General features: G+C 67.8%; 25 protein-coding genes. 14 read left to right on the forward strand and 11 right to left on the reverse strand.

Annotated features, from left to right (window positions below; translation table 11 throughout):
• Positions 1-4 precede the first annotated feature (4 nt).
• Positions 5-325 carry a hypothetical protein gene (locus BACI71_RS06250; protein ID WP_159756461.1) on the forward strand — a complete coding sequence of 107 codons (321 nt, stop codon included), beginning with the start codon at positions 5-7 and terminating at the stop codon, positions 323-325.
• Positions 326-359: 34 nt separating this feature from the next.
• Here the strand turns inward: BACI71_RS06250 and BACI71_RS06255 are convergent, their stop codons facing one another.
• From BACI71_RS06255 to BACI71_RS06265, 3 genes are read right to left on the reverse strand one after another with little or no spacing between them, the layout of a single operon-like run.
• The gene (locus tag BACI71_RS06255) at positions 360-1,358 is read right to left on the reverse strand and encodes an SMP-30/gluconolactonase/LRE family protein (RefSeq protein WP_159756464.1); all 999 of its coding nucleotides are present in this window, start codon (positions 1,356-1,358) and stop codon (positions 360-362) included.
• A 2-nt stretch (positions 1,359-1,360) separates the two neighbouring features.
• Positions 1,361-1,783, reverse strand: coding sequence for a hypothetical protein (locus BACI71_RS06260; RefSeq protein WP_159756467.1), 423 nt, complete (start codon positions 1,781-1,783; stop codon positions 1,361-1,363).
• A gap of 13 nt (positions 1,784-1,796) precedes the next feature.
• Positions 1,797-2,702, reverse strand: coding sequence for a cupin domain-containing protein (locus tag BACI71_RS06265; protein ID WP_236552851.1), 906 nt, complete (start codon positions 2,700-2,702; stop codon positions 1,797-1,799).
• 115 nt (positions 2,703-2,817) lie between these two features.
• On the opposite strand from BACI71_RS06265, the gene BACI71_RS06270 reads away from it, so the two are divergent.
• The 7 genes from BACI71_RS06270 to BACI71_RS06300 all read left to right on the forward strand — a co-directional run bounded on the left by BACI71_RS06270 (position 2,818) and on the right by BACI71_RS06300 (position 7,355).
• Positions 2,818-4,128, forward strand: a complete 1,311-nt coding sequence (locus BACI71_RS06270; RefSeq protein ID WP_159756470.1) for an MFS transporter — start codon at positions 2,818-2,820, stop codon at positions 4,126-4,128.
• 22 nt (positions 4,129-4,150) lie between these two features.
• Positions 4,151-5,110 (forward strand): cupin domain-containing protein, encoded by a 960-nt coding sequence (locus BACI71_RS06275; protein WP_159756473.1) that lies wholly within the window; start codon positions 4,151-4,153, stop codon positions 5,108-5,110.
• Between the two features lie 54 nt (positions 5,111-5,164).
• Positions 5,165-5,461, forward strand: coding sequence for a hypothetical protein (locus BACI71_RS06280; protein WP_201297310.1), 297 nt, complete (start codon positions 5,165-5,167; stop codon positions 5,459-5,461).
• 34 nt (positions 5,462-5,495) lie between these two features.
• Positions 5,496-5,792 carry a hypothetical protein gene (locus BACI71_RS06285; RefSeq protein WP_201297311.1) on the forward strand — a complete coding sequence of 99 codons (297 nt, stop codon included), beginning with the start codon at positions 5,496-5,498 and terminating at the stop codon, positions 5,790-5,792.
• Positions 5,793-5,919: 127 nt separating this feature from the next.
• Entirely contained in the window at positions 5,920-6,099 is a 180-nt protein-coding gene (locus BACI71_RS06290) for a hypothetical protein (protein WP_159756475.1), read from the forward strand.
• The gene (locus tag BACI71_RS06295) at positions 6,087-6,869 is read left to right on the forward strand and encodes a cytochrome c oxidase assembly protein (protein WP_159756478.1); all 783 of its coding nucleotides are present in this window, start codon (positions 6,087-6,089) and stop codon (positions 6,867-6,869) included. Before BACI71_RS06290 ends, BACI71_RS06295 begins: the two co-directional genes overlap by 13 nt.
• A 261-nt stretch (positions 6,870-7,130) precedes the next feature.
• The gene (locus BACI71_RS06300; protein WP_159756481.1) at positions 7,131-7,355 is read left to right on the forward strand and encodes a hypothetical protein; all 225 of its coding nucleotides are present in this window, start codon (positions 7,131-7,133) and stop codon (positions 7,353-7,355) included.
• A gap of 106 nt (positions 7,356-7,461) precedes the next feature.
• Here BACI71_RS06300 and BACI71_RS06305 read toward each other — a convergent pair whose 3' ends face one another.
• Together BACI71_RS06305 and BACI71_RS06310 are read right to left on the reverse strand one after the other, a co-directional pair.
• A complete protein-coding gene (locus BACI71_RS06305; protein WP_159756484.1) occupies positions 7,462-7,827 on the reverse strand; it encodes a hypothetical protein in 366 nt (121 codons plus the stop codon).
• A 56-nt stretch (positions 7,828-7,883) separates the two neighbouring features.
• A complete protein-coding gene (locus BACI71_RS06310) occupies positions 7,884-8,672 on the reverse strand; it encodes a DUF1206 domain-containing protein (protein ID WP_159756487.1) in 789 nt (262 codons plus the stop codon).
• A 264-nt stretch (positions 8,673-8,936) separates the two neighbouring features.
• Between BACI71_RS06310 and BACI71_RS06315 the strand changes: the two genes are divergently transcribed.
• Genes BACI71_RS06315 through BACI71_RS06325 form a run of 3 tightly spaced genes read left to right on the forward strand, consistent with a single transcriptional unit; the run spans position 8,937 to position 11,795 of the window.
• Positions 8,937-9,878 carry a lysylphosphatidylglycerol synthase domain-containing protein gene (locus BACI71_RS06315; RefSeq protein WP_159756490.1) on the forward strand — a complete coding sequence of 314 codons (942 nt, stop codon included), beginning with the start codon at positions 8,937-8,939 and terminating at the stop codon, positions 9,876-9,878.
• A 15-nt stretch (positions 9,879-9,893) separates the two neighbouring features.
• A complete protein-coding gene (locus BACI71_RS06320; RefSeq protein WP_159756493.1) occupies positions 9,894-10,736 on the forward strand; it encodes an undecaprenyl-diphosphate phosphatase in 843 nt (280 codons plus the stop codon).
• Positions 10,737-10,772: 36 nt separating this feature from the next.
• Positions 10,773-11,795, forward strand: coding sequence for an endonuclease/exonuclease/phosphatase family protein (locus BACI71_RS06325; RefSeq protein WP_159756496.1), 1,023 nt, complete (start codon positions 10,773-10,775; stop codon positions 11,793-11,795).
• Between the two features lie 14 nt (positions 11,796-11,809).
• Here BACI71_RS06325 and BACI71_RS06330 read toward each other — a convergent pair whose 3' ends face one another.
• Positions 11,810-12,751, reverse strand: a complete 942-nt coding sequence (locus BACI71_RS06330; RefSeq protein ID WP_159756499.1) for an alpha/beta hydrolase — start codon at positions 12,749-12,751, stop codon at positions 11,810-11,812.
• Between the two features lie 194 nt (positions 12,752-12,945).
• Between BACI71_RS06330 and BACI71_RS06335 the strand changes: the two genes are divergently transcribed.
• Positions 12,946-14,361: a carboxylesterase/lipase family protein gene (locus BACI71_RS06335; protein ID WP_159756502.1), complete on the forward strand. Its 1,416-nt coding sequence runs from the start codon at positions 12,946-12,948 to the stop codon at positions 14,359-14,361.
• Between the two features lie 149 nt (positions 14,362-14,510).
• Here BACI71_RS06335 and BACI71_RS06340 read toward each other — a convergent pair whose 3' ends face one another.
• Both BACI71_RS06340 and BACI71_RS06345 read right to left on the reverse strand, forming a co-directional pair.
• On the reverse strand, positions 14,511-16,784 hold the full coding sequence (locus BACI71_RS06340) for a putative bifunctional diguanylate cyclase/phosphodiesterase (RefSeq protein ID WP_159756505.1): 2,274 nt from the start codon (positions 16,782-16,784) through the stop codon (positions 14,511-14,513).
• On the reverse strand, positions 16,784-18,430 hold the full coding sequence (locus BACI71_RS06345) for a ShlB/FhaC/HecB family hemolysin secretion/activation protein (RefSeq protein ID WP_159756508.1): 1,647 nt from the start codon (positions 18,428-18,430) through the stop codon (positions 16,784-16,786). The genes BACI71_RS06340 and BACI71_RS06345 overlap by 1 nt, the downstream gene beginning before the upstream one ends.
• 180 nt (positions 18,431-18,610) lie before the next feature.
• On the opposite strand from BACI71_RS06345, the gene BACI71_RS06350 reads away from it, so the two are divergent.
• The gene (locus tag BACI71_RS06350) at positions 18,611-20,767 is read left to right on the forward strand and encodes a FecR family protein (RefSeq protein ID WP_159756511.1); all 2,157 of its coding nucleotides are present in this window, start codon (positions 18,611-18,613) and stop codon (positions 20,765-20,767) included.
• Positions 20,768-20,895: 128 nt separating this feature from the next.
• On the opposite strand, the gene BACI71_RS06355 is transcribed toward BACI71_RS06350, so the two are convergent.
• The 3 genes from BACI71_RS06355 to BACI71_RS06365 form a co-directional block, all read right to left on the reverse strand.
• Entirely contained in the window at positions 20,896-22,104 is a 1,209-nt protein-coding gene (locus BACI71_RS06355; RefSeq protein WP_159756514.1) for a PepSY-associated TM helix domain-containing protein, read from the reverse strand.
• A gap of 8 nt (positions 22,105-22,112) precedes the next feature.
• Positions 22,113-24,170 carry a TonB-dependent siderophore receptor gene (locus BACI71_RS06360; RefSeq protein WP_159756517.1) on the reverse strand — a complete coding sequence of 686 codons (2,058 nt, stop codon included), beginning with the start codon at positions 24,168-24,170 and terminating at the stop codon, positions 22,113-22,115.
• A 310-nt stretch (positions 24,171-24,480) separates the two neighbouring features.
• Entirely contained in the window at positions 24,481-25,215 is a 735-nt protein-coding gene (locus tag BACI71_RS06365) for an SDR family NAD(P)-dependent oxidoreductase (RefSeq protein ID WP_201297312.1), read from the reverse strand.
• A gap of 128 nt (positions 25,216-25,343) precedes the next feature.
• Between BACI71_RS06365 and BACI71_RS06370 the strand changes: the two genes are divergently transcribed.
• Positions 25,344-25,655 carry an ArsR/SmtB family transcription factor gene (locus BACI71_RS06370; RefSeq protein WP_159756523.1) on the forward strand — a complete coding sequence of 104 codons (312 nt, stop codon included), beginning with the start codon at positions 25,344-25,346 and terminating at the stop codon, positions 25,653-25,655.
• Positions 25,656-25,663 lie beyond the last annotated feature (8 nt).

A 25,663-nucleotide genomic window follows, 5' to 3' on the forward strand; every position in this document is an offset into this window, starting at 1 on the left:
CACCATGTTGCGTATCGACCCGCTCGTCCGCCTTGTCGGCTTTGTCGGTGTGGCGCTGCTCGGCGCGGTGGCACTCGGGGCGCAGCAACCCGCGCCTCCGGTTCCCGGCCCCGGGCTCGACCTGATCAACGAGCGCTGCGGCTATTGCCACACCACCAATCAGGTGTTCACGGCGCGCAAGACTTCTGCCGAATGGCCGGCGGTCGTTCAGTCGATGATCGATCGCGGTGCCGAGCTGTCGCCCGAGGAGCAGAAGGTGGTGAATGATTATCTCTTTGCCACGCTCGCGACGGATAAGAAGGCGGCGGGCGCGGCCGGGCAGTAAGTTGACGGGGGCGACACGCGCCCCCGTTCGCGTCTCAGCGCGCGTATCGCGGCAGCACGCCCGCAACGGTGGTTTTCAGCCGGTACACGCTTGTCGAGCCAGTTATGTAGAGTGTGTGGCCGTCGCCGGCGAAAGCGAGATTGGCGGCCACTTCCGGCAACACGATTTGCCCGAGCACCTTGCCCGCGGGCGAGATCACGCGGATACCGCCCGGTCCGGTCGCCCAGACGTTGCCGCGCCGGTCGACCTTGAGCCCGTCCGCCCCGCCGGCGCCGCCGGCCGGGAATGCGATCAGCACGCGCCGCCCCGATAGCGCGCCATCGCGCCCGACCTTATAGGCGTAGATCGTTCCCGGCGGGCCGTAGTCGGTGACGTACAACGTCCGCCCGTCGGGCGAGAAACCGATGCCGTTGGGTAGTTTCAGATCGGTGATGACCGGCGTCAGCGTGCCGCCGGCAAAGCGGAACACCGCATTGTAGGGCAATTGCTTGGCGGGATCGCGGTCCATGCCGTTATACAGCCCGAACGGCGGATCGGTGAACCACAAGGCACCGTCGGCGGCGAAGACGAGGTCGTTGGGGCTGTTGAGTCGCTTGCCGCGATAGTCGGCAATCACTGGCGTGATGCGCCGGTCCGCGCCGACGCGCACGATCCGGCGTGCACCCATCTGCGCCATCAGCACGCTACCGTCGCGGTCGGAAACGAGCCCGTTCGGACCGATGCTCTTGCCTGCCGGCGGGTTCGCGAGTCCGCCGGCGTTGGGGATCAGCTCCTCGACCCGGCCGGACGCGTCCATCGCACGCAGCACGTCGCCGCTGACGTCGGAGAACCACAAGCGGCCCTCGTGCCACAGCGGACCCTCGGTGAAGGAGAAGCCGGTCGCGACGCGCTCGACGGCGGTTCCCGGCGCGATCAGCACGTCGAGCGCGGGATCGAGCCGATCGATCCGCGCCCCGCCTTGTTGCGCGGGAGCGGCGGCATGGAGCGCAAGCGGCGCCACGAGCGCCGCGGCGATGAGCAGGGGGCGCGGCATCGTCAGACCGCGTCGGTCAGAAGGACGAGATAGTCGCGATTGAGCACGGTGCGCTCGATCAGCGGCCAGTTGCGCTCGTGGACGTCGGAGCGGATCCATTTCTGGCGCTGTTCCTCGCTCTCATAGGTGAGCTGGAAACGGTAGTTGACGCCTTCGGGCGGTGCCGGCTGCCCCTGGATGACGCTGCGCAGCTTGAGCATCTTGAGGTCGATAAAGCCGCGTCCGCGAAAGCTTTGCGCGGCGGGCAGGAAATGCTGGTGGAAGGCGTCGAGCATCTCCTGCTCGCGCGCCGGATCGACCGCGAGGTCGCAGTAGAGCACGATCGGCTTGTTCTTCGGCGAGGCGGCCTGCGCCGTGCCGGGCAGCGCCCAGCCCGCACCGGCGGCGGCGATCAACTGGAGGAGCGAGCGACGTTGCATCTTCATGGTCCTTTCCGGATCAGCGGGGGGAAAGCGTGGCAGCGAAAGCCGCCTTGGCGGCGGGATCGCGCGCGATCCCGATCACCATCAATTCGAGCGGTGCGTCGCCCGTTGCGCGCAGCGTTCGTCGCGCGCCAACCTCGACCGGCAGCGCATCGCCGCTGCGCAGCGGCGCGCGCTCGCCTCCGACCTCCGCTTCGCCGCCGCCCGCCATGACATAGACGATCTCGCTGATCCCCGGCGCAGCGGCGCCGTCGAGCGCTGCACCCGGTGGAACCAGCACATGGTCGACGAACGCCCAGGGGGTCGCGAATACCTCCGGGCCGAGCAGGCGACGCGAGCGGATCGAGCCGTCGGGCTTCAGCTTGGCACGGTCAAACCGTACCGCCGCGAACTGCGCGATCGGGTCGAGCGCCGCGCCCTGACGAGAATCACTCAGGTCGAAATTGTCGTAGCGCTTGGTCTGGCCGACGTTGATGTTGAGCCATTCCACCGGGCGGTCCGAGGCATTGTAGAGCGCGTGGGCGTGCCCCATCCGGTCCGGCACCGCCGCGGGCCCGGCGAGCGTCGCGGTGCGGCCGTCAACCGTGAACTGTGCCTCGCCATCGAGGATGACGAACATCTCCTCGCATTGATGGTGGAAATGCTGGCCAATCCCGCTGTGCGGCGGGATCACACCGCGGTGGACGAAGATCAGGTTGGTCGAGAGCGCGTCAGGGCCGAGCAACGGGGCGAAGGCCATGGTGCCGGCGCCGTCGTGAACCTTGGTGAGCTGGCGATAGCGCGCCGGGTCGGTGTGGCCGATCCGCTCCGCCAATGGCCGCGTCGCGCGTGTCGAAACTCCTGCCTGCTGCGCCGCGGCGGCGTAGGTCAGTGCCAGCGTGAGCACCGCCGCGCCGCGCGCGAGCGATCGGATCGCCTCCACCCCATCTCTCCCGTTCGCGCCGGAATTCACCGGCTTTACGCACGCTTACAACGCCTCTACACAGAATCATATAGGATATAATGCAGCGGCTGACCGCTGATCCGGGAGAGCGATGATGACAGGAGCGGGGCGGAGCAACGTCCGGGTGCGGCTGGTGGCGATGCTGTTCGTCATCAGCGCGATCGCGTTCCTTGATCGCACCAACATCTCGGTCGCGGGCGTGCAGATGCGGCAGGAGTATGCGATCGACCAGATTCGGCTTGGCTGGGTCTTTAGCGCCTTCCTGATCGGCTATGCCGCGTTTCAGGTGCCCGCCGGATGGCTGGCGGCACGGCTCGGACCGCGCCGGTTACTGACGCTGGCGCTACTGTGGTGGGGCGTGTTCAGCATCGCGACCGCGCTGGTGCCGCCGGGCAGCGCCCATGCGATCACATTGCTGATGCTGGTGCGCTTCGGACTCGGTATCGGCGAGGCGGCGGTCTATCCGTCAGGCAACCAGTTCGTGTCGCGCTGGGTGCCGGCGCAGGAGCGCGGCAAGGCCAACGGCTTGATCTTCGCGGGCGTCGGCGCAGGTTCGGGGCTGACCCCGCCGCTGATCAGCGCGGTGGTGGCGGCCGGCGGCTGGCGCGCGTCCTTCTACGTCTGTGCCTTGATCGGTCTGGTCGCGGCGGCGGTCTGGTACATAGTCGCGCGCGACCGGCCGCAGGAGCATGCAGCGGTCAACGCGGAAGAACTCGCGCACATCGAGGCGGGGCTGCCCGACAAGGCCGCTGTTGCGGCAGGTCCGATCCCGTGGCGCGCAATCCTGAGCAGCCGCGCGGTCTGGGGCCTGTTCCTCAGCTACTTCGCGTTTGGCTACGTGATCTGGATCTTCTTCAGCTGGTTCTTCATCTACCTCGCCGAGGCGCGCGGGCTGGATCTGAAATCGAGCGCGCTGTTCGGCATGGCGCCGTTCCTGGCGATGACGGTCGGTTGTCTGGCCGGCGGCGTGATCAACGACGCGGTGTCGCGCCGCCACGGGCTCTATTGGGGGCGATCGGGGCTGGCGATGCTGTCGTTTGCGCTAACCGCGCTGTTCCTGCTGGTCGGGTCGCAGGTCGACAATGCGCCGCTGGCGGTAATGACGCTGGCGCTGGGTGGAGGGGCGATCTATCTGTCGCAAAGCTCCTTCTGGTCGGTCACTGCGGACATTGCCGGGCCTCACACCGGGGTGGTGTCGGGACTGATGAACGTCGGCTGCCAGATCGGCGGCGCGTTGACCGCATCGCTCACGCCATGGATCGCCGCACGTCACGGCTGGGCCGCCGCATTCGGCACCGGTGCGGGGGTGGTGGTGCTGGGCATCGCTGCGTGGGCGATCGTCGACCCACGACGGCTCATCGGTGCGGCGCCGACGCCCGCGCGCGACGCGGCCATCGCGCACTAAGCGAGAGAGAAGGGGAGGACAGATGATCCACGATAAAGGACGCCGCTGGCGCGTCGCCGCATGTGCACTCGGCGCACTGACGCTCACCGCGCAGGCACCGCGTCCTGCGCCGCCTGCGCCGGTCGAGATGTGGGTGCCCAAGAAGACCCCATATGCCGCCTATGACGCACCGAACCGCCCGTGGTGGAAGCTGGCTGACGTGCTGGCGCGGCACAAGGGCGCGACCGACTGGTCACAGCCGATCGTCCGCAATCGCGATATCGTCGCCGACTGGCACCAGCAGGCGTCGGGCAAGCGCACTGCCGAGTTGGCCTATGCGGACAACCGCACTGCGATTATCGTCTGGAGCGGTCAGCTGCGCGTGACGATCGCCGGACAGCCGACGTTCGTCGCGGGCAAGGGGTTCGAGATCGACGTGCCGCTGCGGGTGCCGTTCACGCTCGAAACGGTCGGCGACCAACCGGCCCTGTGGTTCGAGATCCACGCCGCCAGCGATCTGCCGCTCTACCCGGTCGGCAGCACGTCCGAACGGCCGCGCGACGTGTCCGGCTTCCGCTACGAGCGACGGCTGGTCTCGGGCGGGGCAGGCGCGCCGGATACGACCAATCCCTTGTACGTCGATTACTACAAGGACGTGGTGCAGGGCGGCGCGCGTGCCACCGCCTTCATCGCGGCGCAGCAACTGTTCGTGAACAATATCCGCGGCCGTGCGACCGCGACTCCGCCGGCATCCAACCTTGGTCACTTCCACGTCGGCTACGATGAATTCTGGTTCGTCATGGAGGGCAATGTCGATCTGCAGATCGAGGGCGAGCCGCTGATCAAGGCGGCGGGGCCCGGCGATGTGCTGACCGCCAAGCAGGGCCGCTGGCATCGCGCGAGCTTCGGAGGCCCTGAAGGGCAGATGGGCACCCGGGTCGCGATCAATCCCTACCCGATGGGACTGCACGGCTATAGCGTGGAGTCCAGGGGGCGGCAGTAGCGCGGAAGGGCCGCAGCGCAGACGCGCTGTCACCGGCCCGTTGCGGGTGCGGTCGTGACGGCCCGGCTGCCCCGCGACGTCGCGATTGTCGGCGATCTGCCGGCGCTGCCCACCAGCGCCAGCGGCGCGCGAAACCTTATCTCGTGGGGCAATATCGGATTCATGCTGATTGAGGGTACCGGCTTCGCGCTCGGCGCTGCTGCCTATCTGTACCTGATGACGCAACAGGCTCCGGCATGGCCGCCGGTCGGCATCCGTCCGCCCGACCCTTTGGTGGGGCGGGGTGTTCACGCTCGGCTTGCTGCTGAGCGAGTTACCCAATCTTTGGGTGCGCCGCTGCGCGCTCAATAAGGACGCACGCGGTGTTCGGATCGGCGTGGCGGTGATGACGTTGCTCGGCCTGCTCCTGCTGGTGCCGCGCGGGTTCGAGATGGCACATCTCAACACCCGTCGGGACCACGACGCCTATGGTTCGGTAGTCTGGATGCTGATGGTACTTCACACCAGCCATGTCGTCACCGACTGGGGCGACGCGGCGGTGCAGGCGGCATGGTTGTTCACGCACGAAATAGGCGACGACCAGTTCGCCGATGTCGAGGACAACGCCAGTTACTGGAGCTTCGTGGTGCTGACGTGGCTGCCGATCGGCGCGCTCGTTTACGGGCTGGCCCGGCTGTGGTGAGCCAGCGCGCGCGCTGCTGGACGGCGCTGGCGCTGCCGCCGCTCGCCTGGTTCGGGTTTGAGCAGGGGTTGTCCGCTTTGCTCCACGCGCGCTGCGATCTCGCAAGTTGGGGGTGGCGTGCGGTGTGGTGAGCCTCGGGATCTGCGCGCTGGCCTTTCAGCTTGCGCGGCGGCTGGCGCACCGCGGCGGGGATCGGCTCGCGAGCGTGTGGCTGGCGCGATCGGCGTTGGCGCTGTCCGGTATATTCGCGCTTGCGATCGCCTTCCAGACGCTTGCGATCCTGTTGGTGCCGGCATGCGTAGGCTGAGCCGCGCGCTGCCCTGGCTGTTGGTGGCACGCGCCACGCCCGCGGCGGCCCACGCAACCGGCGGACGCGAGCATCATGTCTCGGCTGGCTGGACGCACGATCCCTGGATTGTCGTGCCCCTCGTGATCGCCGCGCTGCTGTTCGCGCGCGGCTGGGGGCGGCTGCGCGCCCGGTCAGGGCAGGGGAGCGCTGCGCTGCGTCGGCGCGGACGGTACTACGCGGCAGGACTACTCGACCTCGCTGCAGCGTTGATGTCGCCGCTCCACGAGGCAGGGGAACGCTCCTTCACCGCACATATATTCGAACATGAGTTGCTGATGCTGGTCGGCGCTCCGCAGTTGGTGCTGGCCGAACCGCTCGCGGTGATGCTGTGGTCGTTCCCGCGCCCGACCCGCCGTGCGCTGGGTGTGGTGGTGCCGTTGCTGGCCGCGCCTTGGGGCCGGCTCACAGGCGCGGTGACCGCGACCGCAGCACAGGCAGTCGCGCTCTGGCTCTGGCATGCCCCCGTGCTGTTCGACCGCGCGCTGGAAAGAGAGGGCTGGCACGTCGCGCAGCATCTTTCCTTTCTGGTCACCGCATTGCTGTTCTGGACCGCGATGCTTCACCGACGTACATCCGCGGGGATTGCCGCACTGTGCCTTGTCGCTACCGCGATCGTCTTGGGGGCGTTGATGGCGTTCGCCACGAGCCCCTGGTACGCGCGCTACGCCCGGCTCGACATGGCGCCGTCCGGGCTCACCGCCGCCGAGGATCAACAACTCGCCGGCTAGCTGATGTGGGTGCCGGGCGGGCTGGTCCACGCCCGCGCAGCGTTATGGCTGATGCGGCGGTTGCTCGTTACGCCGCGGGCGGGAGTGCCCCATGCCCGCTAGGCTCAAATGGCTGGGTCTCTTGTTCGCCGCCAGCGTGCTTGCCGCCGCCGTAGGTGGCGCGGGATTGTATATCGAGGGGCGACACCGCACTCGCGTTATGGCAGAGCAGGTGACCGGCGGCAGCAGCGCGGCGGGGCGCGTCGCCATCGCGCGCTATGGATGCGGCAGCTGCCACGTCATCCCCGGCATCGCGCGGCGAACGGCGCGGTCGGGCCGGCGCGGGGGAAGATCGCTGGCCGGGCAACGATCGCCGGCCGGCTGCCCAACAACCCAGTCACCATGGCCCGCTGGCCTGAGCATCCGCAGGCGGTCGTTCCCGGCAACGCCATGCCCGAGCAAGGCGTCAGCACCCGCGATGCGCGCGATATGAGCGCGTGTCTCTAAACGTTGAAGTGACAAGTGACTTTCGGCAGCCTGTCAGCGCGACGATACAAGTTTGGAAGTCGCTGATCGTCGGCCGGGCGACCCGTGAGTTGCGCAATGCCGGCGATTATCTTGCCTTGTAGCGCAAGGTGTTTGCAAACCCGTCGTTGGCCTTCGTCATCTTCGCGATCGTGCGGAGATGCGCGCGCACGCTGCGCTCGAAGCGGCGGTCATCGTAGATGCCAGTAATCGGAAAGTCGTCCTGCCCAAGCAGCATCTTGATGTGCGCCGCAAAGGCGACGCGATCATCAACCCGCCCACTCGCGAGCAACGCGCGACAGACCCATTCCTCGGCCGCGGCATCGTCGTAATCGCTTCGCGCCTCGTAGCCCCGACGGTCGGCGGCCACCTGATCGAGCCGCGCCGCGGCACAGCGGCGTTCCAGCCAGGTCTGGACGAGACCCGGATCCCATGCGGTCGACGCCTCGTTCATCCCCACGTCTTCGAGCCCGCCGCCGCGCAGGTCAAGAGCGGCAAGCGATCACTGCATCATCGCCAGCTGGTCACCCGGCGTATGGCCCCGTCGACCGGTACGTCGTGAAGTCGGCGGTAGCGCGCCTCGACCAGGCTGAAGAGCCCGAACGCCAGCAGGCCCGCGCCGACGATGATGTCGAAGGGACTGGTCAGCCATGACAGCACGCGTGCCATGCCGCCGGCCTCGCTCGCCTGCTGCTCGATCCCCGCTCTGGCGAGAAGATAGCCGCTGACGAGGAACACCAGGCCGCGTGCCGCATAGCCGGCGCGTCCGCTCCATCGCACCCACGCCTGCGTTGCCATCGACGGATCGAGATACCGCAGGAACGAGCCCTTCGCTGCCTTGGCGAGCTGCACGATACCGAGCCCGACCAGTACCGCGGCGCCGAGCAGCACCAGCGCCGATCCGCCGGGCAATTGCATGGCGGTACGCGCGCCCTCCTGGGTGCCGTCCCCGGATAGGGCCGCCCCTCGCATCAATTGTACCGCTTGCGCGGCGAGAAGCAGGTGAATGCCCCCGCTGACACCCGCGCCAACCCGCTCCATAATACCTTTGCGATCGGTGCCATGGCGCTCGATGTCGAGCGCGGCATCAGCCAGTCGCCAGATGCCGTAGGCGGTCAGGCCGGCGGCGATGACCGCCAGCAGCAGCTGGCCGCCGCCCTGTCCGAGATACTCGATCGCGCCGCTGGGATCCTCCGCGCGCCCGGTACGGAGGATAAGCAGTGCAATGACGAGATACAGCAGTCCGCGGGTCGCGAAGCCGATCCGGGTCAGGGCCGTCAGGCGCGAGCTGGCGTTCATGCTTTCTCCTTATGGCGGCAAAACAAAGCTTTGATGAGATCGTTCCAGTCATGGAACGGGACGGCCGCGCCGCTTCAACGTCTAACCGACGCATTGCCGATCGTTTGACGCGATAGCACCGGACGCCCGGAGAGCGTTATCCGCCGCCGGGCGAGACTTCCGGCGAAGATGCGTGTAGCCCGTTCCCATGACCGCCTTCGACCATCTGGCCTGCCGTGACCTCCCCGCTGGCCCGGCCTTCGGCGACGCCTGAGTCGTTCCGGCGTGTCATTCCGTACGATCTCGGTCGCGCTGGCGACGGTTGCCGTGTTGGCGGTGTCCGGCATCGCGCTCCATCACCTGCTCGAGGGTCTCGCCTGGCATGACGTCAAGCTTGCCGTCCGGGCGATCCCGTCGGGGGCAATCGCCGCCGCGGGGATCCTGACGGCGGCGAGCTATTTCATCCTGACCGGGTTCGACGTGCTCGCGCTGCGCCTGGTCGGGCGGCGTGTGCCGTACGGGACGGTGGCGCTGGCGGCGTTTACGAGCTATATCTTCAGCCACAATTTCGGCTTTGCGGCGCTGACCGGCGGCGCAGCCCGCTATCGCATCTACGGGCGACATGGCGTGCCGCTGGGCGATGTCGGACAGATCATGATCGTCGCCGGAGTGACCTTCTGGCTGGGCGCTTTCCTGCTGCTCGGGCTGGCGTTCGTCATCCTTCCGGATCTGCCGCCGGTCGGTGACCATGCTGTCCCGCCCGCCTTCCAGACCGCGACAGGATTAACTGCGCTGGCCCTGCTTGCCGGCTACATGGTCGCACTCGCGTTGCTGAAAGGCCGCGCGGTGCGCGTGTGGCGCTGGCAAATACGGCTGCCGACCTGGCGCATGGCGATTGCGCAATTCGCACTTGGCACGCTCGATCTGCTTACCGCCACCGCGGTGTTGTTCGTGCTGCTGCCCGCGCCGGACCTTGCGCTCTATCCGGCGGTGCTGGTCGGCTACCTGCTGGCGATCATCTCCAGCCTGCTTGTTCATGCGCCCGGCGGACTGGGTGTATTCGAGGTTGTCATGATCGCCGCGCTGCCACAGGTCGATCGCACCGCTCTGGTCGCGGCGTTGCTCACCTTCCGGCTCGTCTATTACCTGATCCCGCTCGCCGCCGGCTTGTTGCTGTTCGTCGGCCATGAGGCGATCGCACTACGTGACGCGCGCGCTGCAACATAACTTCCCGGAGTTTCGATGACGATCACCACTTCGCCGTGGCTGGAGGCCGCCTTGCTCGGCCTGTTGCAAGGCCTGACCGAATTCCTCCCGGTATCGTCAAGCGCGCATCTGCGGATCGCGGGGACGCTGCTGCCGTCGGGGACCGATCCGGGCGCCGCATTCACCGCCATCACCCAGATCGGCACCGAAGCAGCGGTGCTGCTCTATTTCCGGCGCGACATCTGGCGCATCGCGGTGGCGTGGCTGACGGCGCTCGTCAAGCGCCCGGCCACCCTGTCGCCCGATGCGCGGCTCGGCTGGCTGATCATTCTGGGAACGCTGCCGATCGCTATCCTCGGCTTGCTCCTCAAGCACCAGATCGAGGGGGGGCTGCGCAACCTCTACATCACGGCGACGATGCTGATCGCATTTGGCGTGATCCTTGGGATCGCCGACCGCGTCGGAGCCCGGCGGCTGACGCTCGACCGCCTCGGCTGGGGCGATGGCCTGTTGCTGGGCTTCGCGCAGGCGCTCGCGCTGGTGCCGGGCGTTTCGCGATCGGGCGGGACCATCAGCGCGGCGTTGCTGCTCGGCTATACGCGCGAGGCGGCGGCGCGTTACTCGTTCCTGCTCGCCATCCCCGCGGTGCTGGCATCGGGCTTTTTCGAATTGATCGACAGCTGGAACAAGCCGAACCCGATTGGCGGCGGGCCGACGCTGCTCGCCACCGTGATCGCGTTCGGCGTCGGCTATGCGGTGATTGTTGGCTTCCTGCAGCTGCTGCGCACCCGCAGCTTCCTGCCATTCGTGATTTACCGGATCGCAGCGGGTGCGGCGGTGCTGCTGTTGCTGGCAAATGGCATCATTGCCGCACGGTAAGTCCGGGCGCTGCGTCTTCTGATCGGGCCTGCGGCGGTGCTGGCGACCGCCGCCTGCACGTCGCTTCCGCCCGCGCGCATGGCCCCGGCGCCATTGCCGGTTGCCTCCGGACCTTCAATCCTTGTCGACCGGTCGCAGGAACGCGCAAGCACCACGATCGACGTGCTGAGCTTCAACGTCGAAGGGCTCGCCTGGCCGGCGCGGCGCGGCAGGGCGGCATCACTTGCGAAAATCGGGAGCATTCTCGCGGATCTGAACACGCGCGGTACGGCGCCGGATGTCATTCTGGTGCAGGAAATGTTCAGTCGGGCGGCGGTCCGTGCCCTGTCGCGGGCCGGGTATCCTTATCGGGTATGGGGACCGGGCCGAACGCAGCGCCGGACACTGGTGACAAGCGGGCGTGTGCGCGGCCCGCGGCGCTGGGGAAAGGGCGAGACCGGCTTTCATCTGGTCGGTTCCGGGCTGGCGATTCTCAGCCGCTATCCGATCGTCGCGGCGGCGTCAGAGCCGTTCGGCGCCACGCACTGTGCCGGGTTCGACTGCCTGAGCAACAAGGGTGCGCAACACGCCCGGATTACAATACCGGGGGTGCCGGGCGGGATCGACCTGTTCAACACCCACCTCAACTCGCAGGCGGAATCGCGCGTGCCCGCGGAAAGGCACGGCGCAGCGCAGGCGTTGCAGCGCGCCGATCTCAGCAGCTTCCTGGCGGCGACGGCGTCCGGGCGGGACCCTGTCATCGTCGCGGGCGATTTCAATATGGCAGGAACGCCTGGCCGGCTGATGAAGCTGGAGCAGGCATTGTCGCGCTACACGATGGTCCACCGGTTTTGCGCGGCGCCCGCCTCGACGTGCGACGTGCAGATGTCGTGGGATGGCGACGAACCGTGGGTGGATACCGAGGACCTCCAGTTGTTTCGTTCCAGCTCGACCCTCGGCATCATGCCGAACCGGATCGAGGCGATGTTCGACGGCACGGCCGGGCAGCCGCGACTGTCCGATCACGATGGCCTACGGGTGACGTACCGGCTGGAATGGTCGACCCGTTCCCCGTCCTGAGCGGGTGTGCCTGTTCAGCGAACGGCGGGTTGATCGCGCCAGATCCACGTCAGCGCGCGTGGCAGCAGCGCCCCGCCGTCGGCATCCGAATGCGTCCCCTCTGTCCAGACATGCTCGACGTCATAGCGGCTGCCTGCGCGATGTTCGGCGTCCGCGTGGGCGTTCGCCCATTCGAGCGCCTTGAGCATCTGCTGGTTCGCCAGGAACCAGTTGCCGTGCTCGTTGTCGAGATCGTTGCGGCCGTCCTGCAGGAAGACACGCAGCGGCCGGACCGGCGATTTGCGGATCAGCCCCGGATAGACGTCACCGCCGTAACTGAGGGGAACGTCGTTCCGGTCCAGCGTCAACCCGATCGACGTGTAGCTGCCGATGAAGCTGATGACGTTGCGAAAGGCGTTCGGGTGCCGCCATGCCACCGTCCAAGCGGCGATCGCGCCGCTCGACGTACCGCCGATCGCGCGGCGCCGCGGATCGGCGGCGAACCGCCACTGCCGGGCGACTGTGGGGAGCAGCTCGTCCAGCGTCATCCGCGCATAGTCGTCGGACAGCGAGTCATATTCCTCGACGCGGTGATCGGGATTGTTCATCCCCAGATCGTCCGGATAATGGGTTGCACGGTGGCCGGGGGTCACGAAGATCGCCAGCGTCGGCGGGATTGCGCCACGGCGGATGAGGTCGTCGAGGACAGCGGGTATCCGTAACGAACCGGTCGGGTTTACCGCCCGCTGCCCGTCCTGAAACACGAGCAGGTTGGGCGGTCGCGCGGGATCATAATCGGCGGGGACGTACACCCAGTACCGCCGGACGATGCCGCGATAGACGCGCGAACGAAGCTCGAATGGTCCCTTCAGCGTGGACACCGGCCGGGTCGCCCGGGACGGCGCTTGGGGGCTCTCCGCCCCGACGGGGCTCGACATCAACGCGACGATCGCCGCCGCGCAGAAGATTGCTCGCATCGTTTGCTCTCCCGATCCGTGACCAGCGTAGCCACTGCACGGCGAACAAAGAAGTGCGGTCTACATTCAAAGCTTTGTTAACGGCGACGAGGATGCAATCGTGGTTGCGACGGTGGCGGGGGGCAGCTTCGCCACGGGGCGGTTTGGCCCGCCGGTGGCCACGGCGGCCGGCAACAGATGCAGGAGAGGTGACGATGAGGATCGGGATGATGGCGCTGGTACTGGGAGGTGCCCTGCTGCCATGCGCCGGACAAGCGCAGACGGTCGCGACCGAGTCCGGCAAGGTCGCGGGCAGCACCGCCGGCGGAATCGTGAGCTGGAAGGGCATTCCGTTTGCCGCTCCGCCGGTCGGCGCGCTGCGCTGGCGTGCGCCGCAGCGGGCCGCGCGCTGGAGCGGGGTACGGCAGGCGATCGCTTACGGGCACGATTGCATGCAACTGCCGTTTCCGAGCGATGCCGCGCCGCTGGGCACCACCCCGGCCGAGGATTGTCTGACGGTCAACGTCTGGAAACCCGCCGCGGCGACAGCGAAGCTTCCGGTGGTGGTGTGGATCTATGGCGGCGGTTTCGTCAACGGCGGCGCGTCGCCACCGACCTATTCTGGCGCCAACCTCGCGCGGCAGGGTGTGATGTTCGTCAGCTTCAATTATCGCCTCGGACGGTTCGGCACCTTCGCGCATCCGCAGCTGACCGCGCAGGATCCGGACCACGGCCGGCTCGGCAATTACGGCTACATGGACCAGCTCGCCGCGCTTCAGTGGATTCACTGCAACATCGCCGCCTTCGGGGGAGATCCTGCCAACGTCACGATCGTCGGCGAAAGCGCGGGCGGCATGTCGGTGAACACGATGGTCACCTCGCCGCTGACCAAAGGACTGTTCGCGCGCGCGATCGTGATGTCGGGCGGCGACGGGCAGAACCGTGGGACCGACGGACTGACCGGCACCGAGAAGATCGGTATCGACTTCGCCGCAAGCAAGGGCATCGCACGCGACGATCCGGCCGCGCTCGCCAAGCTGCGGGCGTTGTCGGCCGATGCGGTCACCGACGGGCTCAATCTCGCTACGATGTCCACGCCCGCATCGGGTGTGAAGACCTTCGCCAGTCCCTATGCCGATGGTGTCGTTGCGGTCGATGCCGCTGCCGCCTATCGCAGCGGCGCGTTCCCGAAGATCCCGATCATGATCGGCGCGACTGATAACGACATCGGTGGGCCAACCGGCTATATGGTCGCAGGCGCCCGGCAGCTCGCCGGTGCGATCGCGGCGGCCGGTGCGCCCGCCTACCATTACCGCTTCTCTTATGTTGCCGAGAGCATCGGCAAGCCCGGCGCAGGTCACGCCACAGACATTCCGTTCTTCTTCGACACCGCGGCGATCAAATACGGCGGCGCGACCACCCCGCGTGATCGCCGGATCGCGGAGACGATCAGCGCCTATGTCGTCAACTTCGCGAAGACCGGCGATCCGAATGGCGCCGGACTGCCGCGCTGGCCCCGCTACGACAAACGAGCCGACGAGCTGCTCGACTTTACCGGCAAAGGCGAGGCCGTTCCGGGCAAGGACCCGCTCGGCACCGCGATCGACGCGGCGCCGGTGCCGACCCGCTAGGCCGGATCGGCGGTCGCTCCGTCATTCCGGTTCTGATGCCGGGATGACGGAGCGATGCGGCCGCTATCATCATGACCCGAACAATAATGGTGGCGTCGGCAATCCCGTGATCCGGCGCTAGCGCGGTGCAGATTCGGACATCGAGCCTGTCAGCCCGTCACCGCTCCTGCGAGAGCGCGCTCAGCCAGTCGCCCGACCAGCGCGTCAAAGGGCATGGGACGGTCGATGAAATAACCCTGCGCATAGTCGCAGGAAGCCGCGCGCAGAAAGGCGAGGTTCGCTGCATCCTCGATCCCTTCTGCCACCACCTTCAGACCGAGCGCATGCGCCAGGTCGATGGTGGAGCGGACCAGCTTCGCGTCGCTCTCGCGTTCATGCGCATACTGCACGAAGCTGCGATCGATCTTGAGTTCGCTGAGCGGCAGTTCGCGGAGATAACTGAGTGTCGATTGCCCGGTGCCGTAATCGTCCATCGAGATCGCAACGCCACGATCGCAGAAGTGTCGCAACGTCGCGGTGGCGACGGCGGGATCAGACATCGCGGCGGACTCGGTCACCTCGAAGATCAGCGCCTCGGGTGCGACCGGCGCGCCGTCGAGCAGGCGATCGACCGCGGCGATGAAGGCGGGCGCATCGAGGAGCTTGGCCGAGATGTTGACCGCCGCCGTGACCGCATACCCCGCGGCGCGCCACCGCGCGGCATCGGCCATCACCCGTGTGAGGACATGCAGCGTAAGCGGCTCGATCCGGTCGGCCTGTTCAGCCAGCGGGATGAACGCGCCGGGCGACACGAAGCCGCGCTCGGGGTGCCGCCAGCGCACCAGCGCCTCGACGCTGCCGATCCGGTCGGTGGCGAGCGCCAGCTTCGGCTGGTAGTGAACCTCGATCTGTCCTGCGGCGATCGCGGCGTCGAGTTCGCCCATCAGCGATACCGCATTCTCCAGCCGGTCGCGGTTGAGTGTCGCGCGACGCCAGAACACGCCCGCCGCGGCGGCCTCTCCTGCTGCCAGCGCCGCGGCGCTCATGTCACCGTCCTCTGCGATGCCGAGCGCCACAGCGACGTCGACCTTGCGCCCGGCGATCTCGACCGGCTGAAGCAGCAGCGTGCGCAAGGTCGCGAGCTGATCCTCGACGATCTCGTGCGTCGGCATCAACAGTGCGAGCTGATGGCTGCGCACGCGGTAGACGACGTCATGTGCGCTGCACAGCCGGAGCCGCTCGGCGGTGCGCACGATCGCCTGTGCAACCTGCATCGTGTCGAAGACGGCCGACAGTTCCTCAAGGTTGGTGAGCTGGACGACCGCGGCGACGCCGCCCTGCTGCGCGCCACGCATTGCGAATGCCCGTTGATTGGGCAAGCCGGTGGCTTCATCGTGGAGCCGCCCCGCGCGAAAGCGGCGAAAGATGTCGCGCATCACGAACAATGCGCCGGCAGTCGACAGCATCAGCCATCCCAGCCCGAGCGGCAGGTAAATTGCCAGCCAGCGCTGCGCCGCCAGCACCACGACCGTTATCGCGATCATGCCCGCGGTAAAAATTGCCGCCGCGACGTCGCGGCGGCGCGCGCGGATGCCGGGGAGGCACAACAACAGCGCCAGCGCGAACGATGCCAGGGGGGTGGCGAGGATCGGCATGCCGCTGAGCAATGTTTCCGCTCCCAGCGCCTGGATGACCACGCCCGGCAGCACACCACGCAATGGTGCCGGATAGCGGTCGCCCATCTCGATCGCGGTCGCTCCAATCAGGATGTTGCGACCGCGCACCACTGCCGGATCGAACGCGCCGCGCTCGACCGCGACGAAGCTCAGCCGCGGGATCGTATTGGGATCGATCGAGAAATCGACCGGGTAATCGGCATCGGCGACACCAGCGCGCGCCGCAATATAGGCCGACAGCGATGGGCGCGGTGTCCCGGCGGTGATCGTTGCGAGCGGAAGCGCGCGGACGAGACCATCGACCTCGGGCGAGAAGCTGACCGACGCGAGCGCGGCGTGCGCGCGAAACGCGGCGAGCGGCAAGGCATCAAGGGTGCGAAGGTCGCCGGTGCCGGCCTGCTGGCCGAACGTCGGCAACGTCACGCGCCCTCCGGCACGCTGCAATGCCGCGGCGAAGGCGTGATCCTCGACCGGTTCGGAAGCGCTCGAGAAATCGACGTCGAACACGATCGTCGCCGCGCCCGCTGTCCGCAACCGGTCGATCACGGTGACATAATGGTGCCGTGGCCACGGCCAGCGCCGGATCGCGGCCACGCTGCGCGCATCCATTTCGACGATCGCAACTTGCTGGCTGGCAGCGTGCGACTGGACGGCGAAGCGGAACGGCTCCAGCGCACGCCGGATCGGCCCGCCGACGCCGGGCAGCATCGCGATCATTCCGACCAGCCCGGCGGCAAGGAGGATCAGTGCGTTGCTGGACGCGCGCATCAGAACGCGCGGGCGACGCGTAGCGAGATACGCGCGCGGCGATCGCCGGTGTCGAAGCGGACCGGGCCGAGCGGGAGCGCCGCTTCGGCCATCCAGTCGAACCGTCCGGTGCCGATACGCAGCCCGACGCCGGTCGAGGCGAGGCTGCCCCCGCCGACCCCGCCGTTACGATTGCCGACCACCCCGCCGTCGACGAACGTGTACAGCTGCCCGCGGTCAACGACGCTGCCTGGAATGCGCCCGATGTCGGCGCGAACCTCGAGCGATCCCATGATGCCGTGATCGCCGGTCCGTTCGGCATAATCATAGCCGCGACCGAACGCCGGACCGCCTAGCCCGACTTCCATCGCGGCGAGCAGCGGACGCGATGCCAGCTGCCCGGCGCTGGTGATCACCATGCTGAAGGGCTTGCCGAGCCCGACCGTCCAGTCGATCAGATAGGTGCCGGCCACGAAGCGGGCGTCCCCATCAAACCGCGACCCGAGCAGCGAACCGGCATGCGTCACGCCTGCCAGCGGCAGTCCGGTGAGCGCCGCGATCTCGCCGCGCAATGTCCCGCCGCCGACCGCCATGTTGCCACCTAGCGTGCCGGTCATCGTCGCGATGCGATCGCTGCGCAGTCGGCGTCGCGCGAGTTCCTGATCGGTGCCGAGCGCGCGCAGCTCGGCGCTTGCGAACAGGGTCCGCGCGCGGGTACGGAGTAGCGGATATTGCAGCGTCACCGCCGCATCGGCGCTGCGTCCACGCACGTCGAGCGTCCGCAGGAACCCGCCAGGTCGCGTGCGCGCGATCGAACCGGAGGCCGAAAGCGTCAGGCCATCGCCGCCCAGGATTGCACCATAGCGAACCCGCGCGAAGGTGAATTCGCTCGGCTGGAGCGGCGTCTGCGACACGATGAACGCGAGTTCGTCGCCATCGCTGACCAGCGAGTGCAGGGAAGCGAGCGCGGTCGAGCGGACCGGGCCGATCTCCTTGCTGCCACGATTGTCAATCTGAACATAGCCAGATGCCTTGTCGGTCTCGATCGTGACGAGCAGGATGCCGAAGCCGTCCTGCCGGACCAGCCGGCTGTCAATGACGCGGACGCCGGGGACGTCGCTAACCAGCAACAGCGCCCGTTCGAGCTGCTTCTGCTGCACCGGCTGACCAGTGGCGAGCGCCCGCCCGAGCACGTGGTCAGCGGTCGCGCTGCGTCCGCCGATCACCCGCACCGCGTCGATCTTGCCGAGGTCGAGCCCGACCCGCAGCACGCCGTCACGCTGCGCCTGCGCCGGAACCTGCGCGGTAGCGAACGGATAGCCTTGTGCGCGCGCCACGCCGGCGATCGCGCCCGCGAGCGCGGCGACCTGCGTGCGGTCGAGCCGCTGACCGATCACCGCGGTGATCGGGATCGCGAAGACTTCGGGCGGGAGCCGGTCGCCGCCGTCGACGATCACCGCGCGCACCACTTGCGTCAGCGCTGCCGGTGCCTTCGTCGCGACGGTGGCCGGACCGGCGCGCGCCGGGGCGACGGGATCCTGCGGTGTTACGGCCGCCGGCAGCGTCTTCTCGATCAGCCGTGGATCGGCCCGGTCGAGCGCGGTCTGCGCCTCGGCACCCTGCGAGGCGAGCGCCGCCAGCAGCGACCAGGTTATTGCACGCGTCATTTGATCCGATCCGGATGGAGGAGACGGTGCAGTAGCCCGGCAAAGATTGTGATTTGGTTGAAGGTGTTAGATCGTCCGTTACTGACGTCTCAACCATGTTTGGAGAGCCGCCGGAAACGTTGAAGCGGCCATGCGGGGCGCTCCTCGGGCACGATTGGTGACCGATCCGGAGAGTGCATCATGCGTCGCGCCCTGTTCGCCGTTCTGGCGACCACCTGTTCCGCTCCGGCACTGGCCGCGCCCGCGGGATGGACGGTCAGCGAGGCAAGCGGCAACGTTGTCATCGCGCGCGCCGGGGTCAGCACCGTCGCGACGCGCGGGACGGCGGTCAACGCCGGCGATGTCGTCAACACCGGCCCCGGCGGTCGCGCCGTGCTGGTACGCGGCACGGAGTTCATGATGGTCGCGCCGTCATCGCGTTTGCGGCTGCCGGCCGAGGCACAGCCGGCCGGCGTGACGCGGGTCGTCGAGGAGTTCGGCAACATCGTCTTCATGATCAAGAAGAAGATGACCCCGCATTTCGAGGTGAAAACGCCGTACCTCGCCGCGGTCGTGAAGGGCACGACCTTCTCGGTCGGCGTTTCCGATCAGGGGACGGCGGTGCAGGTCCTCGAAGGAGCGGTCGACGTCTCGACGCTCGACGGAGGCGCGCACGATCTGGTCAGGCCGGGCGCGGTCGCGATGATCTCGGCGTCGAACCGGATGCGCATGACGATCGAGGACAACGGCCGGTCACGCGTCCTGGAGTCGCCGGCTGCGGCGGCGCCCGAGCAGGCTGCGCCGGCTGAAGCTCCCGGCCCTGCGTCCGTTGTACAGGCCGATAACGAACCAGCGCCGGCCGCAGCGCCGGTGGCGACCGTCGACGCGCTTGCTGCGCCGGTAAGCGTAACAGCGGCGGGTGAGCCCGTCCCCGCGCCGATCGAGACCGTGCAGGTGGCCAGCGTGACGCCGGTGCTGGCGCAGGCGGTCTATGCGCCCATGACCTCGCTTTCGGCGACGACGAACGGTCTGGTGTCCGGCTCGATCGGCGGCGACGTCGCCGGGGTTGCGGCGGCGACGCGGCTGGCAAACGAGGCGGCGACCACCACGACGCGCGTCGTCGAGGCAGCGGCGGTGATCGTGGAGAAGCAGTCCGCCTCACTGGCGGCGACCGAGGTCGCGGAAAAGTCCAGCGTCGATGCCACCGCCGCCGCGCAGGCGAAGCTGGCGGCGGAACGCAGCTCGCTGGCCGCTGCGGCGGCGAGCGCCAAGGCGGCGGAAGAGGCCGCCATTGCCAAGGCCGCGCAGGAGCAAAGTGCCGCCGCAAAGGCGGTGGCCGCCGCTGCTGCCGATCAGGCGATGCGCGCGGCCTCCGCTGCCGCCGACCAGGCTGCGCAGGCCGAGGCGGCCCGGGTCGCCTCGGCGAGCGTGCAGGCGCAGGCCGTGGCCGAGGCGAGCGTCGCGACCCGGATCGCACAGGAGCAGACCGAGGTGAACGCGCGCGTCACGGGACAGGCGGCAGCGCAGGCACAGGCGCAAGCGCAGGCGGCGGCAGCGCGCGCGGCAGAGGCCGCGCGCCTGGCGCAGGATGCCCAGGCAGCCTCCGCGGCGCTCGTTGCGCAACAGGCGCAGCAGGTCGCCGCGCAAGAAGCGGCTCGACTGGCCAGTGAGGTCGCCGCGCATCTGGAGGCGGAGGCCGTTCGCGCGAACGATGCCCCGTCGCGCGCCGCGGCGGACAAGGCGGCGCGTGACGCCGTCAGGGCGATCGCCGATGCGGCACGTGCGGCCGATGACGCCGAAAAGGCGAGGGCCGACAAGGCCATGCGCGACACGGCAAAGGATGTGGCGGATCAGGCGGCCAGGGCCGCGCGCGACAGCGAGCGGGCGGCAAAGGATAATGCCGACAAGGTCGTCGCCGCGGCCGCAAAGGAAGCGGATCGCGTTGCCAAGGCGGCCGCCGATGCCGCCGAGCGTGCCGCCAGGGCGGCCGCCGACGCAGCGCGGGCAAACGCCGACAAGGCTGCGAAAGAGGCCGACAAGCTCGCGCGTGACAAGGTCGCGGAGCAGGCCGGCAAGGATGCCGCCAAGGCGGCGGCCGACGCCGACAAATCGGCGCGCGACAAGGCGGCGAAGGAGGCCGAGAAGGTAGCGAAGGACGCCGAGAAGGCGGTTGCGAAGGCGGCCGAGGATGCGGCCCGGGAGCAGGAAAAAGCGGCGAAGGACGCGCAAAAGGCAGCAGAAGAAGCCGCAAGACAGGCGGCAAAGGACAAGGACGGCGCGATCAAGGACGTCGGCAAGGGGGTCGAGAACGCAGCCGAGAAGCTGAAGGATCTGCTGAAGGGCAAAATCGGCAATTGATTGGCAACGTTCGGCGCGGGGGGTAGGTCCGTGTCACGTCTGGTCGCGTTCCGGGCGCGGCCGGAAATGCGTTTGGCTATTGTCGGGCAGCGCCTCGCTTCCGGCAGGCAGGCTCGCGGCCTCCGCCCTTACCGTCCGTCGGGTCGCCTGCGCCGGCCGCTCCGGCGCTTGCGCCGCCAGATCAGCAGACCGGTGACGCTCAGCAGCACGACGCCGGCGCCCACGACCGACACGATCACGCGATAGCCGCGTCCGAACGCGTCGGCGGTGTGCAGGCTCTCGATCCACGTCGTGACGCGGTTGCCGGCCGGACCGGTCACCGGCATGTCGCCACCGGCGACGCGGCCGCTATCGGCGTCGATGTAGAGCGTCGTGTCACCGGTCAGGCTCACATCATCCGACGCGCGTACCCGGTACGCGAAGAGGCGTTTGGCGCGATCGAACGAGAGGCGGTGCTCGGAGCGGATCTGCTGCCCGCGCCGCGCCAGCTCGGCAACCATCGCCGCACGTGCGATCAGATAGCCGTGGCGGAACGACAGCCCGGGTGTTTCCGGTCCGCTTCGCTCAGGCAATGCGTCGTAGCCATCCCGGTACCCCAGCAGCGCCCGCGTGAGCGGCCGGTAGACCGGGCGCAGCGTGAGGTCGACCGACGACCAGGCGAAGACGAGCAGGAATGCCCAGAGCCATAGACCGCCAGCGCGGTGAAGGTCGAAGGTGAGCTTGTGGCCGCCGCTCCACAAGCGCATCCGCCACGATGGCCGCCAGCGCGACCACCAGCCCTTGCGCGCCGCGCCCGACCCGGCGGTCGACAGGCGTATGGGGAAGGTCAGCCACGCGCCGACGAAGCAGTCGAGCGTCCACAACAGCGCGACGATTCCGAACGCGGTTTCGCCGACAGCGCCCAAAGCCAGACTGTAGTGCAGCCGCAGGAGGAACGGCAGCAGGTTGCAGGTGCCCTGCGTGATGTCGCCCCAGCGCCGGCTGCCGACGATATGGCCGCTGACCGGATCGAGGAACACCTCGTCGTCGGCGGGCGCGCTATGGCCGGCAAGCGGCGATAGGAAGAAGCCCGCGGTCCGGCCGGGCAGAGTATCGAGCGGCACCATGGTCACCGCGGCGTTCGGGTAGGCCGCCGCCACCCGTTCGCGCAGCGTCAGCGGATCGAGCGGCCGCACGCCGGATGGCGCGGCGGCTGTCACGAACAATCGTGGCGCCGTCAACGGTTCGAGGTCATCCGACCATGCGAGCACCGCGCCGGTGGATCCCGCCACGACCAGAAAGGCGGCGACGAACAATCCGGTCCAACGGTGCGCGAGGACGAGCCAGCGGCGCGGCATGGCGCGGCTCAGGAGCGAAGGCGCAGCGTCGCCAGCACCGTGCGCGGCGCGCCCGGATAGAGGTAGCTGTTCTGGGAATCATAATACCGCCGGTCGGTCAGATTCTGGACGTTGACCGCCAGTTCGACCCGTGTGCCGAGCTTGCCGTACAGAGCGGCATCGGCGCGCAGGTAATCCGGGATACGGAACGTGTTGGGCAGATAGGCTTCGCGCTGCCCGACGTAGAACACACCCACCCCGACGCCGAGCGGCAGGGCGGGCGGATCGTAGCGGGTCCAGAAACTCGCCTGATGGTGCGGCACGTTGAGCAGACGGTCCCCGACCGGGATCGCCTCGTCGCGGGTGACGACGGCATCGGTATAGGCGTAGGAGGTGACGATCTGGAGCTGGTCCAGCGGCTTGGCGCTGAGATCGAACTCGAGCCCGCGCGACCGTTCCTGACCGGCGAGGATCGCGAAATCAGGATCGGCGGGATCCGGCGTCGCCACGTTGCGCTTGGTTATCTGATAGACTGCCGCCGAAACGGTCAATCGTCCGTCGTGCATGACATATTTGATGCCGCCTTCGACCTGCTCCCCCTGTTCGGGCGCGGGCGGACTGCCGCCTCTGAGCGTCGTCGAGGTCTGCGGATTGAAGCTCCGCGCGTAATTCGCATAGAGTCGCACCGCTGGTGCGGGCTCGAAGATCAGCCCGATCCGCGGGGTGGTCTGATTCTGGCCGAAGCGGGTGATGGCGCCGGTGAGATGATCTTCGACGCGGTCGCGGAAATGGTCGAAGCGAAGACCGGCCAGCAACTTCCATCGCTTGGCCAGTGAGATGAGATCCTGTGCATAGCCGCCGAGGTCATCGGTTACCTCGCGCCGCAGCCGGAGCCGAGGCGGAAGACCCGCCGCCTTGCCGGCATACACCGGCGCGAAGATATCGATCGGGGCGACCGTGTCATAGCGGCGGAAGTCGTTCACCGCCGTGATGCGATTGCCATCGACGCCGGCCACGAGGCGGTGATGAAGCCCGAACGTGTCGAAGGAGCCGTGCAGCTCCGCGAAACCGTTGAGAAAGGTCTCGGGGGAGCGCACGCGGGTGAATTGCCGGTTGACGGTGCGACCGTCGGTTTCGAGATCGGTCGTCTGGGTCGCCTCGCGGCGGTCGGTGTTGCGGTTGCGCTCGACCCCCGTCCGCATCGACCACCCGCCACCCAGGTCGTGATTGAGCACCGCCGACAGATCGTTTGCGTCGACGCGGTAGCGATCGCCCGGCTCGCCGAGGAAGCGCGACGGCGGCAGTCGGAACGCGATCAGTCCCAGCGAGTCCGGGTCGAAGCCGCGATCGGGTGTGGTGACGATGTGCAGATAATAGCCGCGCAGGTCGAGCGTGGTGAAGGGTGTGATCCGCCAGGTGAGCGCACCGCCGACGGTCCACTTGCGTGGATCGATATGCTCACGAAAATTTTCGCCGCGGTCATCGGCGCCGGTCAGGCGGATACCGAGCGTGCTGGACAGCGGCTGGCTCACGTCACCCTGCACGCGATACTTGCCATAGCTGCCGGCGGTCAGGGCGATCTCGCTCTGGCCGACTTCGGTCGGCGCCTTGGTCACGATGCTGACCACGCCGCCCGGTTCGATATAGCCGGTCGACACCGAGGCCGGACCCTTGATGACCTCGATCCGATCGACATGCACGAGGTCGACGGCGGTATCGTAGAAGCTGTGGCGAAAACCGTTGAGCAATCCGGTTTGCGCGTCGAAGCCGCGGATGCCGAATGAGTCGGTGACGCCAAGGTAGGCTTCCTTGCGGACCACGCCCGACACGTTGCGGATCGCGTCGCCCAGTCGCTGGAAACCCTGATCCTCGATCAGTTGCGCGGGAACGCTTTGAATCGCGATCGGCAGGTCCTTGATGGGCGCGTCGAGATGGGTCGCATCCGAAATGCTGCGTTGCGCGGAGACGATGATGTCACCGACCGCACCGCTTTGTTGCGGCGCGCTGCCGATCTCCTGTGCGATTGCGGGCGTTACGATCGTCATCACACCCGATGCGGACATCAGCATCCGCCACATACGCCTCATCATCGACTCCACGGCTATTGCGAGTCGTTATCGGATAGGAGGTTCGTTACGGATTGTAAACGATCAGGTCGCGGTCGCTTATCGGCGCGCATCGCTTCCGATCCGCAACCTCTCTTGGGTCGTTGCGCCGGACTCGAACGGGGCCTTCAAACTTCGCGCGCCAGACGTGAGAAGCGGGAGCCCGGATCAAGATCGGGGTGACGGGGGCAAGTAATCGATGGTCGTCGGTCACCTTGCCCAGGTTTCCAGCCGGTGGGCGAAGCGACGTGCCGCCGGCCCGTCCCGCGAGGAGAAGGGCCGACGTCGTAGCTTACGCGGTCAGACCGCCGTCGATGTTGAGCGTGGTGCCGGTGATGTAGCTCGCGTCCGGTCCGGCGAGGAACGATGCGGCGCCTGCGATCTCCTCGACGGTGCCGTATCGGCCGAGCGGGATCGACCCGCGCAACTGCTGCGCGAATTCGCTGTCGGCGGGGTTAAGGTCGGTATCGATCGGACCCGGCTGGACGGTGTTGACGAGGATGTTGCGGGCGGCGAGGTCCTTGGCCCAGCCGCGTGCGAGCGCCGCCACCGCCGCTTTGGTCGCGCCATAGGTTGCGGTCGCAGTGAAGGCGAGATCGCCGGAGATGCTGCCGATCAGGATGATCCGCCCACCGTCAACGAGGTGCGGCAGCGCCGCGCGCGTGCCGATGTGGAGCCCCTTCACATTGACGCCGAACTGGCGATCGTAGGCGTCATCGGTATCGTCGGCGACCGGAAGGAACTCCGCAATGCCGGCATTGTGGACCAGAATGTCGATCCCGCCCAACGCCGCCGCGGCCTTCTCGATGCCTGCGCGCTGTGAGGCGGGGTCGGCGGCATCCGCCTGGAACGCGAATGCCGTTCCACCCGCGCCTTGGATCGCCGCGACGGTCGCGTCGGCTGCGGCCTTGTTGCCGGCATAGGTGATCGCGACCGTCGCGCCGTCGGCAGCCAGCCGCCGGGCGATCGCCGCACCGATGCCGCGCGACCCGCCGGTGACGAGCGCCCGCTTGCGTGCAAGTGACATGTGCATTCTCCATATCTCGCCCGCGATCACGACATCGTGCGCCGTCGGCCGGACGAAGATGGCACGTCATTCCGACGGTTCAATATTCCCGAACTATTAAATTTACTTTGCGCACTTATATCTGGCGTATGCCTCGTTTCACTCACCCCCGGCTGGAGGACGTGCCGCTCGATCTGGCGTTGCACGCGCTGGCCGATCCCAACAGGCTCGGCATGGTGGCGCGGCTGGCCGCAACCGAGCGGCTCAGCTGCGGTGACGCGGCGCCGTGCGGCACGATTCCGAAGAGTACCTTGTCAAATCATCTAAAGCTGTTGCGCGCGGCGGGGCTGATCGAGACGACACAGGTCGGGCGCGAGATGATCAATACGCTGCGCCGCGACGACTTCGATCGGCGTTTTCCGGGGTTGCTCGACGCAGTGCTTGCCAACCGGCCCACGTGACCGGCTGG

The sequence above is a fragment of the Sphingomonas sp. 8AM genome (assembly GCF_902506455.1).
Taxonomy (GTDB): domain Bacteria; phylum Pseudomonadota; class Alphaproteobacteria; order Sphingomonadales; family Sphingomonadaceae; genus Sphingomonas.

What these genes read in the sequence shown, in the direction of transcription:
- BACI71_RS06250 (WP_159756461.1), top strand. Translation starts at nt 5, where the DNA reads ATGTTGCGTATCGACCCGCTCGTCCGCCTTGTCGGCTTTGTCGGTGTG.
- BACI71_RS06255 (WP_159756464.1), bottom strand. Translation starts at nt 1,358, where the DNA reads ATGCCGCGCCCCCTGCTCATCGCCGCGGCGCTCGTGGCGCCGCTTGCG.
- BACI71_RS06260 (WP_159756467.1), bottom strand. Translation starts at nt 1,783, where the DNA reads ATGAAGATGCAACGTCGCTCGCTCCTCCAGTTGATCGCCGCCGCCGGT.
- BACI71_RS06270 (WP_159756470.1), top strand. Translation starts at nt 2,818, where the DNA reads ATGACAGGAGCGGGGCGGAGCAACGTCCGGGTGCGGCTGGTGGCGATG.
- BACI71_RS06275 (WP_159756473.1), top strand. Translation starts at nt 4,151, where the DNA reads ATGATCCACGATAAAGGACGCCGCTGGCGCGTCGCCGCATGTGCACTC.
- BACI71_RS06285 (WP_201297311.1), top strand. Translation starts at nt 5,496, where the DNA reads ATGACGTTGCTCGGCCTGCTCCTGCTGGTGCCGCGCGGGTTCGAGATG.
- BACI71_RS06295 (WP_159756478.1), top strand. Translation starts at nt 6,087, where the DNA reads ATGCGTAGGCTGAGCCGCGCGCTGCCCTGGCTGTTGGTGGCACGCGCC.
- BACI71_RS06300 (WP_159756481.1), top strand. Translation starts at nt 7,131, where the DNA reads ATGCGGCAGCTGCCACGTCATCCCCGGCATCGCGCGGCGAACGGCGCG.
- BACI71_RS06305 (WP_159756484.1), bottom strand. Translation starts at nt 7,827, where the DNA reads ATGAACGAGGCGTCGACCGCATGGGATCCGGGTCTCGTCCAGACCTGG.
- BACI71_RS06310 (WP_159756487.1), bottom strand. Translation starts at nt 8,672, where the DNA reads ATGAACGCCAGCTCGCGCCTGACGGCCCTGACCCGGATCGGCTTCGCG.
- BACI71_RS06320 (WP_159756493.1), top strand. Translation starts at nt 9,894, where the DNA reads ATGACGATCACCACTTCGCCGTGGCTGGAGGCCGCCTTGCTCGGCCTG.
- BACI71_RS06330 (WP_159756499.1), bottom strand. Translation starts at nt 12,751, where the DNA reads ATGCGAGCAATCTTCTGCGCGGCGGCGATCGTCGCGTTGATGTCGAGC.
- BACI71_RS06335 (WP_159756502.1), top strand. Translation starts at nt 12,946, where the DNA reads ATGAGGATCGGGATGATGGCGCTGGTACTGGGAGGTGCCCTGCTGCCA.
- BACI71_RS06340 (WP_159756505.1), bottom strand. Translation starts at nt 16,784, where the DNA reads ATGCGCGCGTCCAGCAACGCACTGATCCTCCTTGCCGCCGGGCTGGTC.
- BACI71_RS06345 (WP_159756508.1), bottom strand. Translation starts at nt 18,430, where the DNA reads ATGACGCGTGCAATAACCTGGTCGCTGCTGGCGGCGCTCGCCTCGCAG.
- BACI71_RS06350 (WP_159756511.1), top strand. Translation starts at nt 18,611, where the DNA reads ATGCGTCGCGCCCTGTTCGCCGTTCTGGCGACCACCTGTTCCGCTCCG.
- BACI71_RS06355 (WP_159756514.1), bottom strand. Translation starts at nt 22,104, where the DNA reads ATGCCGCGCCGCTGGCTCGTCCTCGCGCACCGTTGGACCGGATTGTTC.
- BACI71_RS06360 (WP_159756517.1), bottom strand. Translation starts at nt 24,170, where the DNA reads ATGAGGCGTATGTGGCGGATGCTGATGTCCGCATCGGGTGTGATGACG.
- BACI71_RS06365 (WP_201297312.1), bottom strand. Translation starts at nt 25,215, where the DNA reads ATGTCACTTGCACGCAAGCGGGCGCTCGTCACCGGCGGGTCGCGCGGC.
- BACI71_RS06370 (WP_159756523.1), top strand. Translation starts at nt 25,344, where the DNA reads ATGCCTCGTTTCACTCACCCCCGGCTGGAGGACGTGCCGCTCGATCTG.